Source organism: Arthrobacter sp. TE12232 (assembly GCF_054062615.1).
Genome location: NZ_JBSSFK010000001.1, coordinates 3,337,391 through 3,350,605, shown reverse-complemented (window position 1 = coordinate 3,350,605; position 13,215 = coordinate 3,337,391). Strand labels below are relative to the sequence as shown.

The window sequence follows — 13,215 nt, the reverse complement described above, 5'->3', positions numbered from 1 at the left end:
TGTGGACCGCGCTACTCGGCCACGGCGGCGGCGATGAGGGATTTAAGGGTGCCCTGCTGGATTTCGCCGAGCACCCGGGACGCGACGCGGCCCTGCTTGTCGAGCACGAGGGTGGTGGGCACAGCGCCGGGCGGCACGAGACCGGAGACGGCAAGCAGTACGGCGCCGTCTTTGTCGTTGAAGCTTGGGTACGTCAGCTTGAAGGTCTGGTCGAACGCGTCGGCCGTGGGTTTCTCGTCGCGCAGGTTGACGCCGAAGAACTGCACGCCCTGGTTCTTGAATTCCTGGTGCAGCGACTCAAGGGTGGGCGCTTCGACCCGGCAGGGGGCGCACGCGGCGAACCAGAAGTTCAGCACGGTGACTTTGCCGGTGAAGTCTGCCGAGGTGACGGCGGTGCCGTCGAACAGCGTCCCCTTGAGCTCCACGGGACTCTTGCGGTCCGCGACGGCGAATTCGGTCACGGATCCGTCGCCGGCCACGTAGTTCTTGTTGTCCCCGGCCTTGGCCTGCTTGGCGAGGGCATCGTCCTGGGCGCAGCCGGACAGCCCGAATACTGCGGCGAGGGCGGCCCCGCCGGCCGTCAGGACGTTGCGGCGGGACAGCGGAGCCCCGGCACGTCGGTTCTCTGCCATGGTCAGGCTCCCGGGGTGCTGGCGGCACCGGGCAAGAGGGCGGCAGCGGGCTCGCTGTAGTCAACCCGTACGAGCACGCCGGCGTCGTCGAACACCAGGGACGTCAGCGAGGTCAGCGTGCACTCGCGCTTCCGCGGATCATGCCACAGCGGGCGGCCCTCGGCGCTGAGCCGCGTGGCCCAGATGGGCAGCTGGTGGCTGACCAGGATGGCTTCGGCCCCGTCGCCGCCAAGCTCGATCGCCCGGACCCGTGCGTCCTGGACCGCCGCGATGACCCGCGCAGCCTGCTCCTTGTAGGGCTCACCCCACGACGGCCGGAGCGGGTTATACAGCTTGGTCCAGTGCTTGGGCCGGAGCAGCTCCGCCTTAGAGACGTGGAGACCCTCAAAGTAGTTGGCCGCTTCGATAATGCGGGCGTCGGTGGCGATCTCAAGACCCAAGGCTGCGGCAATCGGCTGGGCCGTCTCCTGCGCGCGGGCCAGCGGCGACGCCGCCAGGTGGACGATCCGGGCCCCTTGCTCGGACCGCTCGCTGAAGTGTTCGGCCAGCGTGCGGGCCATCTCCCGGCCGAGTTCGGAGAGGTGGAATTCCGGCAGCCTGCCGTACAGGACACCATCGGGATTGTGGACCTCGCCGTGGCGGAGCAAATGAACAGTGGCTTGGGGCATGTCTACCAGTTTCTCAAAGATGACGGTCGATCTGAAATCTTCTACGGAAGGTAGAACTGACGAGTTTTGAAAAATGTTCCCTGGAGTTGGAATAAAAGATGCAAATGCATGTTTATACTGGGTGAAGCAGTTAGTTGAGATTTCAACCAATGAGGTTTCAAGTAACGATCAGACGAACCGCAGCAGGACCCACCCGACTCAAGGAGCATCACCATGGCACTTCCCGCAAACGTCACCACCGGCACCTGGACCCTCGACCCGTCGCACAGCGAGATCGGGTTCACCGTCCGCCACGCAGGCATCAGCAAGGTCCGCGGCCAGTTCACCGACGCCGCAGCCACGCTGGACCTCTCCGAGAACGTCACCGACTCCAAGGTGAGCGCCTCGATCAAGACCGCGAGCTTCGACTCCGGCGATGCCAACCGCGACGGCCACGTCCGCGGCGAGGACTTCTTCGACGTCGAGAAGTTCCCGGAGATCTCCTTCGTCTCCAACACCATCGTCCCCAAGGGCGACGCCTACGAACTCCAGGGCGACCTCACCATCAAGGGCATCACCCGCCCGGTGGCCCTCGAGACCGAGTTCAACGGCGTGGCCGTCGATCCGTTCGGCAACACCCGCGCCGGACTCACCGCCGAAACCACCATCAGCCGGAAGGACTTCGGCCTGACCTGGAACGCGGTCCTCGAAGCCGGCGGCGTGCTGGTCAGCGACAAGGTTGCCATCAACCTGGAACTGGCCTTCATCGCTCCCGCGGCATAGCCACTACTCTCCCCGCTGGCCGCCCGACGCCGGGTGGCCGGTTCCGGCGCCCTGCTTCATCTTCGCGATGAAGCAGGGCGCCGTTGTTTCCGCCATTTTTCCGCAGTTGCTTCGCGGGCCGCGGCGGGCCTCGGATTCCCTAGATAACAGGGAATCGCCGGTCTACAGTGAGAGCCATGAGCAACCCGAGTGATGTACCGCCGCAGCAGCCAGGTGCCCATCCACCGCCGCCGCCGGGCAGTGTCCCGCCGGCCGGCCCGGAGCAGCCGCCGGGCTACCAGGCACCGCCGCCGGGTTATCAGGCGCCCCCGCCGGGCTACCAGGCACCGCCGCCGGGTTATCAGGCGCCCCCGCCGGGCTACCAGGCACCGCCGCCGGGCTATGAGGCACCTCCACCCGGGTACCAGGCACCGCCGCCGGGCTACCAAGGGCAGCCGGCGCCTACGGGCGGATTCCGTTTCGAGATGCCTGCGGACCGCCCGAGAAGCTTTAACGATGCATTGCCCGCGGGTGGCCTGTCTGGCATGTTCAAGGTCACCGCAATGCCCACAGAGCTGAAGGTCTCGTACTGGATCTGGCTCATCGGCGGGCTTCTGGGCATCCTCGGCGGAATCATTGGTTTGTTCGGGTCCTTTGTCATCATCGCCTTTGCGCCGCCCCTCGGGCTCCTGGTGTTCGTCCTGGTGTTGGTGGCCCTCGTGCTGGCGACTGCCCAGATCATCCTGGCCATGAAGATGAAGGAGGGCCGGGAGTGGGCCCGCTTCGCCCTGACAGTCCTTGTTGGCATCTCCTTGGTGCTGGCCATCGTTAGTGCCGGTCTCGCTGCCGGTCGGGGCGGTGGAGGCCTGCCGGGCTTCTTCATCAGCCTGGCGGCAACCGTGCTCATGTGGCTGCCAAATTCACAGGCTTGGTTTGTCGCCCATCGGGGCCGAATCTAGGCCTGCCGCGCCCCGGGATTCCCTCTGATGGCAGTGGCGTGCGCGCGGCCCGACCGCCCGTCCCGCTTGCCGTCCAGCCGCGGCACAGCCGGGGGTCGAACGAGGGTTGAGAATACCCCTTCGGAATGATCCGCACGGCGGCCGGCCCGCGGTACGGTGGAGCTAAACCATGCTGGGGGCAGGGCAGGATCGCTGGTCCCGGTGGCCGATTCCGTGATCGACTCGCAAAGGACCGCTTCATGAGCAACCCTCCAGTCCAGCCTTCACCTCCCAACGGCTCCGAGCCGGGAGGGGAGTCCAACCCTGCCAACGGTCAGAACGCGCCGCAGACCCCGCAGTACGGCCAGCAGACGCCCCCGGCCTACGGCCAAAACGCCCCGCAGACTCCGCAGTACGGCCAGCAGACGCCCCCGGCCAACGGTCAGAACGCCCCGCAGACTCCGCAGTACGGCCAGCAGACGCCCCCGGCCTACGGCCAAAACGCCCCGCAGACTCCGCAGTACGGCCAGCAGACGCCCCCGGCCTACGGCCAAAACGCCCCGCAGGCTCCGCAGTACGGCCAGAACGCACCGCAGTACGGCCAGCAGACCCCGCCGGCCTACGGCCAAAACGCCCCGCAGACTCCGCAGTATGGCCAGAACGCCCCGCAGTATGGCCAGGCCCCCTACGCCCAGTACCCGTCCGAGCAGCCTCAGGCTGCTGGCCCCGCTCCCCAGCTCGTCAACACCTCGTTCTGGCTGATCATCGCGGCAGGCGCGGTGTGGGTGATTTCCATGCTGCTGTCCTTGGGCACCCTGGACAGCCCCGCCGTTCGGGACCTGTTCGAGCAGCAGATGGCAACAAGCGGCACGAAGGTCGATTTCGAGTCCCTCAAAGGTGTCCTGATCGGCACCATCGTGGTGATCGCCGTGATCACCGCCGGGCTGTACGCCCTCGTGGCGTTCAATGTCCGCAAGGGCAAGAACTGGGCCCGTATTTTGGGCACGGTGTTTGCTGCGCTGTCGATCCTAAACCTCTTCCCGTTCAGCCTCGCCACCTTGGCCGCGCTGCTCGGCATTGCGGCCATCGTGCTGCTGTACCTGCCCGCGGCGTCGCCCTATTTCCAGAAGCGGCAACCCTTTGCCAACCCCTACGGGCGTCCCGGGGCGCCCTTCGGGAAGTAGCTGAACCAAGGACTCCCCAACAGGGAACTGCCCAACGGGCGCGGGAGCCGGAGGACCTGGCCGAACCTAGTCGGCGTCCTCCGGGTCCTGCGCCCGTTGTGCGTGATAGGCCAGGATCTGCAGTTCAGTTGCCATGTCGACCTTGCGGAGGTTGACTCCCGGCGGGACCTGCAGCATCACCGGGGCGAAGCTGAGGATGCTCCGCACACCGGCGGCAATCACGCGGTCGCAGACATCCTGGGCCACCGCGGCGGGCAGGGCAAGGACCACCATGTTGGCGCCCGTCCGTTGCAATACCGGCTCAAGGTCCGCGGCGTCGCTGACGCGCAGCCAGCCGACTTCGCTACCCACCACCATCTGGTCGGCGTCGAAAATTGCCACGATGTCAAAGCCCCGCGACTCGAATCCGCCGTATCGGGCCAAGGCCTTGCCCAGGTTGCCCGCACCGACGATTGCGACCTTCCAGTCATGCGTCAGCCCGAGGGCGGCCGCGATGTGCCGGTTGAGGTACTGGACCTCGTACCCCACGCCCCGCGTTCCGTAGGAGCCAACATAGGAAAGGTCCTTGCGCAGCGTCGAGGAACTAACCCCGGAGGCCTCGGCCAGGGACTCGGACGAGACCCGGTCCACCCCTTCAGCCAGCAGAGTGGTCAGGGCGCGCAGATAAATGGTCAGCCGCGCCACGGCCGCGGGCGGAATCTGTTTGGCGGCAGTCCCGGCTCCCCCGGGAACAGCCTCGGGAGATGAATCCAGCGAAGTCACTATCTGCTCCATTGCGTCGCGTTGTGCTTCCCACTCTAGAGCCCGCGCGCATCACGCAACAAAGCACCAGGCGTCAGGGCTGTTGTCCGAGGGCCCGCTGAAGGGTCCGTGTCAGGCGGGCCTCGTCGATCTTCCAGAAATCCCGCTGCACGCCGTCCACCAGCACCACCGGGATCTCCTCGGCGAATCGGTCGCGCAGCCCGGCGTCGTCGTCCACGGATTGCTCCGTCCAACCGATCCCGAGGGCAGCGGTGACGCGGCCGACGGCGGCGCGCGCCTCCGTGCACAGGTGACAGTTAGCTTTGGTGATCAGTACTACATCGGGGAAAGACGCGGGTGTGGCCATGGATCCACCGTAGCCCGGCGGGCGCGTCGGCGTCGACGCGCTGCACTCCCCTCATGGGGACAACACCGGCGGCGGCGCTTGGGGGGCCGTCATGCAGTCCTGCCGCCGCGTCGCGCGCCCGGCGGGCGGTCCGGGGCCGGTCATTGACTAGACTCGTGGCATGCCCGAGGAGAAAAACGTCGCTGTGGCCAGCGAGCCCGCTGCAACGCCGCAGCACGGCGAGGCCGCGTTCTTCGACGTCGACAACACCCTCATGAAGGGCGCAAGCCTTTTCCACGTGGCACGCAAACTGCACCAGCGCGGCGCTTTCACCCTGTGGCAGGCTGCCGGCTTCGCCTGGAAGCAGTTCATGTTCATCCTGCGCGGCGAAAACATGGACGATGTCCATGCCGTCCGGGATTCCGCCCTGTCCCTCGCCGCCGGCATCACGGCGAAGGATATCGAGGCCCTGGGCGAAGAGGTCTATGACGAGATGATCGAGTCGCGGATCTGGCCGGGGGCCAAAGCCCTGGCCGAGCAGCACCTCCGGGTCGGGCGCAAGGTTTGGCTCGTCACTGCGACACCGGTCGAGGTGGCGAACGTTATTGCCAGCCGGCTGGGCCTGACCGGGGCGCTGGGCACTGTGGGCGAGATCCTGGACGGCTCCTACACCGGACAGCTCGTGGGCGAAATCCTCCATGGCCCGGCCAAAGCGGTGGCGGTCCGCGAAATCGCCGAGGACCAGGGCCTGGACCTTGGCCACTGCTGGGCCTACAGCGATTCCCACAACGACATCCCGCTCCTGAGCATGGTGGGACACCCCGTCGCCATCAATCCCGACTCCAAGCTGCGCCGTTACGCCCGCGAGCACAACTGGCCGGTCTACGATTTCCGCTCCGGCCGGCGCGCTGCCACTCTGGGGTTCAAGGCCGCCACGGTGGGCGGGGCCATCTACGGCCTCTGGCGGGGGTTCTCCCGCTTCCGCGGCCCCGGCCGCTAAGCTCCGGACCTTTCCGCCGCGGTTCCGGTCGCGCGCGGCGCGGATCCGGCCCGCCGTCGTCCGGTCCGGTAGCCTGCGCCCGGTTCCGCAGCCCGTGCCCGTTTCCGGCGCAAAATCCCTGCCCGCCCGCACAAGGGCAAGAAAATGCCCGCCACCTGGAAGGCAACGGGCATTTCATGCAGTGCGAAGTATTGCTACTTCTTATTGCGACGCTGGTGGCGCGTCTTGCGAAGCAGCTTGCGGTGCTTCTTCTTGGCCATACGCTTGCGACGCTTCTTAATAACTGAACCCACGAAAGTTCCTTACCGGCTAGATGCAGTACCTGCCTGTTGGGAAGGGTCCGCGGGCTAAGCAGCAGACTGAAACAACTGACAGGTTCTTACAATGACGTAAAACGTTCCTTAACAGGGTACCGCCTCTCCGGGGCACCCCACGACCGCGGGCCGTATGCGGGCCCCAAAGCAGTCAATTCACGCTGAGAAAGATGTTGCGGACTGTTTAACCAGTCCCGGCGTGGCCGTCGCTCGAGTCGACGACAGCACCCTTGAGGTACTGCTCGACGGCGTTCTCCGGTACGCGGTAGGAGCGGCCGAAGCGAACGGCCGGCATCTCCCCCGAATGCACCAGACGGTACACAGTCATCTTTGATACCCGCATGAGTTCCGCGACCTCAGCCACGGTCAAAAAACGGGCTTTGGAGAAGTTGGCCTCCGTAGACATTTCCCTTATTCCTTTGCTCAAGCGAACGGCAGCCCCACCTGATGCCATGGCGGTGTGCCGATGCTGAGCCATCAAACAACCATGTGAAAGCAACTGTAGTTGCTCATGGTGCCAATGTGAAAGGCTTCCGCAGGAATACCCACGCACTTTCCGCAGGAATCTCGAAATGCTGGCCGCGCCGGCACCCCGTTCCCTGGTCCGGGTTGCGGCCTCAGGCGCGGGTCCGGCGCGTGCGGGCCGAGGCCGCCAGTTGGCCGAGCACCGACGCCGTTACGTCCCAGTCCATGCAGGCGTCCGTGACGCTCTGGCCGTAGACCAGTTCGTCCCGCCCCGAGCCTGGTTCTGCGGCTGTGCCTGCGGCGTTGGCCGAGGCGTTGACGTCCAGGTTCTGTGCCCCGCCCACCAGGAAGCTCTCCAGCATGACGCCGGCGATGGCCCCGGCAGCGGCTCCGGCGCTTTCCAGCTGGGATCCGATTTCGAGGGCGACCTCGGCCTGGCGGTGGTGGTTCTTGCCGCTGTTGGCGTGGCTGGCGTCGACGATCAGCCGGGGGTTCAATTGCTTCGCGGCCAGCTTGGCCGAAGTGGCCTCAACGTCGGCGGCGGAGTAGTTGGGTCCCTTGCGTCCGCCGCGGAGAATGATGTGGGTGTCCGGATTGCCGGCGGTGGCCACGAGCGCGGCCCTGCCGTCGTCGTCGATCCCGAGGAACGCCTGGGCGGCCGCGGCGGCGCTGCAGGCGTCCAGCGCCACCTGGAGGTCGCCGTCGGTCCCGTTCTTGAACCCGATCGGCATGGACAGCCCGGAGGCCAGCTGGCGGTGGATCTGGCTCTCCGTGGTGCGGGCGCCGATTGCGCCCCAGGAGACGAGGTCCGCGACGTACTGCGGGCTGATGGGCTCGAGGAACTCGGTGGCCGTGGGCAGTCCGAGCGCGGTGACCTGCCGCAGGAATGACCGGGCCGCGCGCAGGCCTGCGGCGATGTCGTGGCTGCCGTCCAGCCGGGGGTCGTTGATCAGGCCTTTCCAGCCGACCGTGGTGCGCGGCTTTTCGAAGTAAGTGCGCATGACGATCAGCAGGTCTTCACGGTGCTTCTCTGCCTGGCTCACCAGCCGGCGGGCGTATTCGAGGCCGGCCTTGGGGTCGTGAATGGAGCACGGACCCACGATCACCAGCAGCCGGTCATCGACGCCGTCCATGATGGCTCGGACCTCGTCGCGGCTTCGTCCCACCACCTCGGCCATGCGGGCCTCCAGCGGCAGTTCCGCCCTGAGGTCCTGCGGGGTGGGCAGCGGGGTGAACTCGCTGACGCGCAGGTTCGAGGTGGATTGCTGGGTGTCGGCGGCTGCTTCGATGCTCATGTTCGGGTCCTGTTCCGGGTGCGGAGCGGGCCCTGATCAGAACCCGCCGGAGAAATGGCGAAGGGCAGAGAATGATCTCTGCCCTGTTGGCTCTGAAGGAAAGTTGGATGCGTGTCAGTTAGACGCGGGCCCCTCCAGAGCCAACGAAAAATACGCATACCAACGGTTAGTCATAGCGTCGACCATAGCCCCGGAGCCGAGGAAGGGGCAAACGCCGGGCGTAACATTTCGCCGGCACCGCCGCCACCCAGCCGGCGGGCCACCCCAGCTCCCCGGCCGCCCCACGTCGTCGAGACGGCAGATCACGGCGCTATCTGGCGGGTCGATGCTGCCGCAAAGTGTCATCTCGGGGCGGGCACGGGGTCAGGCCGCCGGCGGGGCCAGCAGGACGTCGACAAGCTGGGTCAAGCCGTCCGCCATGTCCACGTCCTTGTCGTAGAGCCACTGCAGCTGCAGGCCGTCAAACGCTGCGATCACCAACCTGGCCAGGATGTCCGGCGCAACGTCCGTCCGCACCGAACCCGCACCCTGGCGGTGCGCGATGTCCTGCCGCAATTCCTCGACCAGCTGCGCGTACCTGTCCTGGAAATAGCCGTGGGAATCATGTCCGGGGTCGTTGGCGGTCGCCGACGCCACGGCGTACAGAGTAGTGAGGCCCGGTTCGCGGCGGTTTCGCTCGGCAACGACGGCGAGGGAAGACAGCCCCACGTCCCCCGTCCCCCCGGCTTCCCGGCTGCGCCGGTCCCGTTCGGCCAGCACGGCCGTCAGGAGTTCCTGTTTGCCAGTGAAGTAGTGGAAAAGTGTTGCCTCCTTCACGCCGACGAGTTCGGCGACGCGCTTCAGGGCAGTGCCCTCAAAGCCTTCTGTGGCGAACACATCGGTCGCTGTCCGAACGATCTGCTCGCGGCGTTCCGCTCCTTTGGCGTAGGGCCCGCGCGGCTTCGAGATTGACATTGACACAGTTTATTTCACCTTTTTGTCTTAAAACCTAGTCGCACTCGGTTTTTATGGTTACGATCATTTCCAGGGCCCAACGGAGGGCCACTTTTCGTCAGGAGGCAATGTGGCCGTCAGGACCATCAACCAGGATTCAGCGGCTCAGGCCGCCCATCAGGCTCCCAGCAGCCTGGAACCGTCAATCAGCAAGGCTTCCCGCGCCTACGTGATCGGGATGCCGATCGCGAGCGCCGGTCTGTGGATGGCGGTGCTTGCGCCGGCCATCGTTGTTCTGGCCATCAAGGTTTCCGAAATCACCACGCCGGACACGCGCGCCGGTGCGCTGAGCCTTGTCGCCGGCGTCGGCGCCATCGTCGCCCTTCTCGCCAATCCGTTCTTCGGCCGTCTGAGTGACCGCACGACGTCCCGCTTCGGAATGCGCAAGCCGTGGATCATCGGCGGGGCGCTGACCGGGCTTGTTGCGCTTTTCTTTTTGGGTTCGGCCACCACTGTCGCGGGGGTCCTGGTCGCGTGGATCTTTGCCCAGCTAGGCTTCAACGCGGCACTCGCGGCGCTGGTGGCCACCCTTCCGGACCAGGCCGCCCCCTCGGAACGCGGCCGCCTGTCCGGGCTCATCGGCATGACCCTGTCCGTCGGGCTTGTGGCCGCGGCGTTCTTCGCGCAGCTCTTCGACAATGCCCTGCAGATGGCCGTTGTTCCCGGCGTCGTGGGGACCGCCCTGGCCATCGGCTTCGCTTTCACTTTCAAGGACCGCGTCCTCACCGAGAAGCCCGCTCCGCTGAACCTCAAGGAGATCCTGGGTTCGTTCTACTTCAACCCCCGCACCTACCCTGGCCTGGGCTGGGCCTGGCTGACCAAGTTCATGGTCTATGTGGGCTACTGCGCGGCCCTGCTCTATCTGCCGTACTTCTTCACCGACCAGCTCCACGTAGCCCCGACCCAGGTCACCACCCTGGTCTTCCAGGCAACGCTGATCAGTTCCGCCGGCACGGTGCTCACCAGCGTGGCCGGCGGTTGGCTCAGCGACAGGATCGGCAAGCGAAAGGGCATGGTGATCGCCTCGGCCCTCATCATCATGGTCGGCCTTATCGTCATCGCCACGTCCAGCACCACCGACCAGGTCCTGGTGGGCCAGGCCATCGCCGGACTGGGCCTGGGCTGCTTCGGCGCCGTGGACGTCGCCCTCATCGCCGACCTCCTGCCGGGTACCCAGTCTGAAAACGCCAAGACCTTCGGCGTGTTCAACATTGCCCAGGCGCTTCCCCAGTCCCTGGTGCCTGCCGTCGCCTTCCCCGTGATCGCCTTGGGCGGATACCCCGCACTGTTCCTCGGCGGCGCCGTCGTCGGCATCATCGGGGCGATCCTCGTCACCCGCATCAAAGGAGTCAAGTAAATGAACCCCTCGCTATCCCCTGCCGTCCTGGCCCTCTCCCCGGATTCGCCGGATGCAGAGGCCCGGATCCGCGAGCTCGCTGCCGGTCTGAGCCTGGAGCAGCAGATCCAGCTGCTGACCGGAGCGGATGTGTGGTCCACGCACGCCATCCCCGAAATCGGGCTCAGCCGCGTCGTGATGTCCGACGGCCCCGCCGGCGTCCGCGGCGAGGACTTCGATGAGCGCCACGACTCCGTCTCGTTGCCCTCGTCCTCCGCCCTGTCCGCGACGTGGAGCGTTGAAACCGCCCGCCGCTACGGTCAGGTACTCGGGCAGGAGGCCCGGCGCAAGGGCGTCCACGCCGTCCTCGGCCCCACTATCAACCTCCACCGCTCGCCGCTGGGCGGTCGGCACTTCGAATGCATGAGCGAAGATCCCCGCCTCACCGCGACGCTGGCCGCCGGGTACGTCTCCGGCGTGCAGTCCATGGGCGTGGGCGCCACCCCTAAGCACTACCTCGCCAACGAGGCCGAGACGGAGCGTTTCACATCGGATTCCGTCGTGGCCGAGCGCCCGCTCCGCGAGCTCTACCTCGCCGCCTTCGAAGACGCCATCACCGAAGCCCGCGCCTGGCTCGTGATGAGCTCGTACAACTCCATCAACGGCACCACGGCCAGCGAAAACAAACTCCTCGAGACGCCGCTCGCCACGGAATGGGGCTTCGACGGCGTCGTCGTGTCTGACTGGACCGGGGTCCGGTCCGTGGAGGCTGCCAATGCGCACCAGGACCTGGAAATGCCGGGACCTGTGGGTCACTGGGGCCCGAAGCTGCTGGCGGCCGTGAACGACGGCCGGGTCAGCCGGGACGCCATCCTGGAAAAGGTCACCCGCATCTTGCGGCTTGCCGCCCGCGTGGGTTCCCTCGAGGGATTCACGCCGGCCGTGACGGACCTGCCTGCACAGTTGAACGGCGCCGCCGTCGCCCGTGAAGTGGCTGTCCGTGGCGCGGTACTGGTCCGTAACGAGGGCGGAATCCTGCCGCTGGACGCCGCGAAGCTGGGCAGCGTGGCAGTGATCGGCCACAACGCCGAGGAGGCGCGCACGCAGGGCGGGGGCAGCGCCACCGTCATGCCCAAATACACCGTCTCGCCGCTGGAGGGACTGCGAAAGGCGCTGCCCGACGGCGTCGACGTCACCTATGCCCGCGGCGCCAAGGTGGCGGAAGGCCTTCAGGCGTTCCCGCGCACCTCGCTTCACAACCCGGTATCAGGTGTGCCCGGAATCCGGGTCACGTTCCTCACAGCGGACGGAACAGAGATCTCGGGCGAAGACCGCCTTGCCTCACATCTGATCTGGTTCGGCGTGGGCATTCCCGACGGCACCGCAGCCATCCGGATGCAGGCCGACTGGACCGCGGAAACGGCCGGTATCCACCACCTCGGCGTCGGGACCGTCGGTCAGATCCGGCTCGCCCTCGACGGGGATGAAGTGTTCAACGGTGAGCTCGAGGACGACACCGACGTCCTCGGCGCCGCCTTGTTCGACCCGCCCAAGACCGTCCACGCCCTTGAGGCCGCGGCCGGCCGGAGGGTCCGGATCGACGCCGAATACCAGCTGCCGAAGCAGCAGGTCATCCCGTTCACGGCCATCCTGCTGGGCGAGGAAACCGTGGTCACGGATCCCCAGGCGGAGATCGACGCTGCCGTGGACGCCGCACGGGACGCCGACGTCGCGGTGGTGGTGGTTGGAACCAACGCGGCGATCGAATCCGAGGGTTTCGACCGCAAGGACCTTGACCTGCCCGGCCGGCAGAACCAGCTCGTGGAAGCCGTAGCCGCGGCCAACCCGCGCACGGTAGTTGTGGTCAACTCCGGTTCGCCGGTACTCATGCCGTGGCTGGACAAGGTTGACGCGGTCCTGCTGGGCTGGTTCGGCGGCCAGGAGTTCGGCACCGCAGTCGCCGATATCCTGCTCGGCGCCGAGGAGCCCGGCGGCCGGCTGCCCACCACCTGGCCTGCGGCTTTGGCGGACGTTCCGGTGCTCGCCACCCGCCCCGTCGACGGCAAGGTGGTGTATTCCGAGGGGATCCACATCGGCTACCGCGCGTGGCTCCGGCAGCAGGCCAACGGCGGAGCTGCGCCAGCCCTGCCGTTCGGATTCGGCCTCGGGTACACCACGTTCGACGTCGGCAGCCCGCATGCTCCGGCATCCGTTCCCGCCAACCAGGACGTCGTGGTGCACGTACCGGTCCGGAACACAGGCACGCGCACCGGCCGCGAAATCGTCCAGGTCTACCTGGACCGCGCCGACTCCGCCGTGGAGCGGCCGGTCCGCTGGCTGGCCGGCTACGCCGGAGCACACCTCGCGCCCGGCGGAACGGACAGCGTTGAAGTCCGGATCCCGGCCAAGGCGTTCGGCCACTACGACGGCGGCTGGCAGTTTGAGCCCGGCACCTTCCGGCTACTGGTAGGCCGCCACTCGGCCGATGATTTCCAGACTCTGGACATCGAACTGCGCTAAGGCCTTTCGGCCCGCCCGAGGCTTGGCGAAGGAGCAGTTGGC

At 66.7% G+C, this 13,215-nt stretch carries 14 protein-coding genes; 6 read left to right on the top strand and 8 right to left on the bottom strand.

All coding sequences use genetic code 11. The features are described 5' to 3' along the window. Positions 1-11: 11 nt before the first annotated feature. Together ACVWZ7_RS14895 and ACVWZ7_RS14890 are read right to left on the bottom strand one after the other, a co-directional pair. Positions 12-632: a TlpA family protein disulfide reductase gene (locus ACVWZ7_RS14895; RefSeq protein ID WP_116765274.1), complete on the bottom strand. Its 621-nt coding sequence runs from the start codon at positions 630-632 to the stop codon at positions 12-14. 2 nt (positions 633-634) lie between these two features. Beyond that, positions 635-1,300, bottom strand: a complete 666-nt coding sequence (locus tag ACVWZ7_RS14890; RefSeq protein WP_344366504.1) for a histidine phosphatase family protein — start codon at positions 1,298-1,300, stop codon at positions 635-637. A 213-nt stretch (positions 1,301-1,513) separates the two neighbouring features. On the opposite strand from ACVWZ7_RS14890, the gene ACVWZ7_RS14885 reads away from it, so the two are divergent. From ACVWZ7_RS14885 to ACVWZ7_RS14875, 3 genes are all read left to right on the top strand, one after another. After that, positions 1,514-2,062: a YceI family protein gene (locus tag ACVWZ7_RS14885; RefSeq protein ID WP_091251071.1), complete on the top strand. Its 549-nt coding sequence runs from the start codon at positions 1,514-1,516 to the stop codon at positions 2,060-2,062. 542 nt (positions 2,063-2,604) lie between these two features. Continuing rightward, positions 2,605-3,000: a hypothetical protein gene (locus ACVWZ7_RS14880; protein ID WP_456508333.1), complete on the top strand. Its 396-nt coding sequence runs from the start codon at positions 2,605-2,607 to the stop codon at positions 2,998-3,000. 239 nt (positions 3,001-3,239) lie between these two features. Continuing rightward, positions 3,240-4,163: a hypothetical protein gene (locus tag ACVWZ7_RS14875; protein ID WP_456508332.1), complete on the top strand. Its 924-nt coding sequence runs from the start codon at positions 3,240-3,242 to the stop codon at positions 4,161-4,163. Between the two features lie 66 nt (positions 4,164-4,229). Here the strand turns inward: ACVWZ7_RS14875 and ACVWZ7_RS14870 are convergent, their stop codons facing one another. Then, positions 4,230-4,925, bottom strand: coding sequence for a redox-sensing transcriptional repressor Rex (locus ACVWZ7_RS14870; RefSeq protein WP_116765279.1), 696 nt, complete (start codon positions 4,923-4,925; stop codon positions 4,230-4,232). 73 nt (positions 4,926-4,998) lie between these two features. Beyond that, entirely contained in the window at positions 4,999-5,271 is a 273-nt protein-coding gene (locus ACVWZ7_RS14865) for a glutaredoxin family protein (protein ID WP_344366517.1), read from the bottom strand. Positions 5,272-5,431: 160 nt separating this feature from the next. Here ACVWZ7_RS14865 and ACVWZ7_RS14860 point away from each other — a divergent pair, with 160 nt between their 5' ends. Continuing rightward, complete coding sequence (locus ACVWZ7_RS14860) at positions 5,432-6,250, top strand: HAD family hydrolase (protein ID WP_456508331.1); 819 nt, start codon at positions 5,432-5,434, stop codon at positions 6,248-6,250. Positions 6,251-6,444: 194 nt separating this feature from the next. Here ACVWZ7_RS14860 and ACVWZ7_RS14855 read toward each other — a convergent pair whose 3' ends face one another. The 4 genes from ACVWZ7_RS14855 to ACVWZ7_RS14840 form a co-directional block, all read right to left on the bottom strand. Next, positions 6,445-6,543 (bottom strand): 30S ribosomal protein bS22, encoded by a 99-nt coding sequence (locus ACVWZ7_RS14855; RefSeq protein WP_003792170.1) that lies wholly within the window; start codon positions 6,541-6,543, stop codon positions 6,445-6,447. 205 nt (positions 6,544-6,748) lie between these two features. Then, a complete protein-coding gene (locus ACVWZ7_RS14850) occupies positions 6,749-6,970 on the bottom strand; it encodes a helix-turn-helix domain-containing protein (RefSeq protein WP_116765282.1) in 222 nt (73 codons plus the stop codon). A gap of 211 nt (positions 6,971-7,181) precedes the next feature. Then, positions 7,182-8,324 carry a 3-deoxy-7-phosphoheptulonate synthase gene (locus tag ACVWZ7_RS14845; RefSeq protein WP_456508330.1) on the bottom strand — a complete coding sequence of 381 codons (1,143 nt, stop codon included), beginning with the start codon at positions 8,322-8,324 and terminating at the stop codon, positions 7,182-7,184. Positions 8,325-8,687: 363 nt separating this feature from the next. Beyond that, a complete protein-coding gene (locus ACVWZ7_RS14840) occupies positions 8,688-9,278 on the bottom strand; it encodes a TetR/AcrR family transcriptional regulator (protein ID WP_344366526.1) in 591 nt (196 codons plus the stop codon). 109 nt (positions 9,279-9,387) lie between these two features. On the opposite strand from ACVWZ7_RS14840, the gene ACVWZ7_RS14835 reads away from it, so the two are divergent. Further along, on the top strand, positions 9,388-10,674 hold the full coding sequence (locus tag ACVWZ7_RS14835) for an MFS transporter (protein WP_456508329.1): 1,287 nt from the start codon (positions 9,388-9,390) through the stop codon (positions 10,672-10,674). Then, positions 10,675-13,173: a beta-glucosidase gene (locus tag ACVWZ7_RS14830; protein WP_456508328.1), complete on the top strand. Its 2,499-nt coding sequence runs from the start codon at positions 10,675-10,677 to the stop codon at positions 13,171-13,173. It abuts the gene before it with no gap. Positions 13,174-13,215: the final 42 nt, after the last annotated feature.

Excerpts from the sequence above, each read along its gene's own strand:
- ACVWZ7_RS14865 (WP_344366517.1), bottom strand. The coding sequence starts at position 5,271 with ATGGCCACACCCGCGTCTTTCCCCGATGTAGTACTGATCACCAAAGCT.
- ACVWZ7_RS14880 (WP_456508333.1), top strand. The coding sequence starts at position 2,605 with ATGCCCACAGAGCTGAAGGTCTCGTACTGGATCTGGCTCATCGGCGGG.
- ACVWZ7_RS14860 (WP_456508331.1), top strand. The coding sequence starts at position 5,432 with ATGCCCGAGGAGAAAAACGTCGCTGTGGCCAGCGAGCCCGCTGCAACG.
- ACVWZ7_RS14875 (WP_456508332.1), top strand. The coding sequence starts at position 3,240 with ATGAGCAACCCTCCAGTCCAGCCTTCACCTCCCAACGGCTCCGAGCCG.
- ACVWZ7_RS14890 (WP_344366504.1), bottom strand. The coding sequence starts at position 1,300 with ATGCCCCAAGCCACTGTTCATTTGCTCCGCCACGGCGAGGTCCACAAT.
- ACVWZ7_RS14845 (WP_456508330.1), bottom strand. The coding sequence starts at position 8,324 with ATGAGCATCGAAGCAGCCGCCGACACCCAGCAATCCACCTCGAACCTG.
- ACVWZ7_RS14850 (WP_116765282.1), bottom strand. The coding sequence starts at position 6,970 with ATGTCTACGGAGGCCAACTTCTCCAAAGCCCGTTTTTTGACCGTGGCT.
- ACVWZ7_RS14895 (WP_116765274.1), bottom strand. The coding sequence starts at position 632 with ATGGCAGAGAACCGACGTGCCGGGGCTCCGCTGTCCCGCCGCAACGTC.
- ACVWZ7_RS14885 (WP_091251071.1), top strand. The coding sequence starts at position 1,514 with ATGGCACTTCCCGCAAACGTCACCACCGGCACCTGGACCCTCGACCCG.
- ACVWZ7_RS14840 (WP_344366526.1), bottom strand. The coding sequence starts at position 9,278 with ATGTCAATCTCGAAGCCGCGCGGGCCCTACGCCAAAGGAGCGGAACGC.
- ACVWZ7_RS14830 (WP_456508328.1), top strand. The coding sequence starts at position 10,675 with ATGAACCCCTCGCTATCCCCTGCCGTCCTGGCCCTCTCCCCGGATTCG.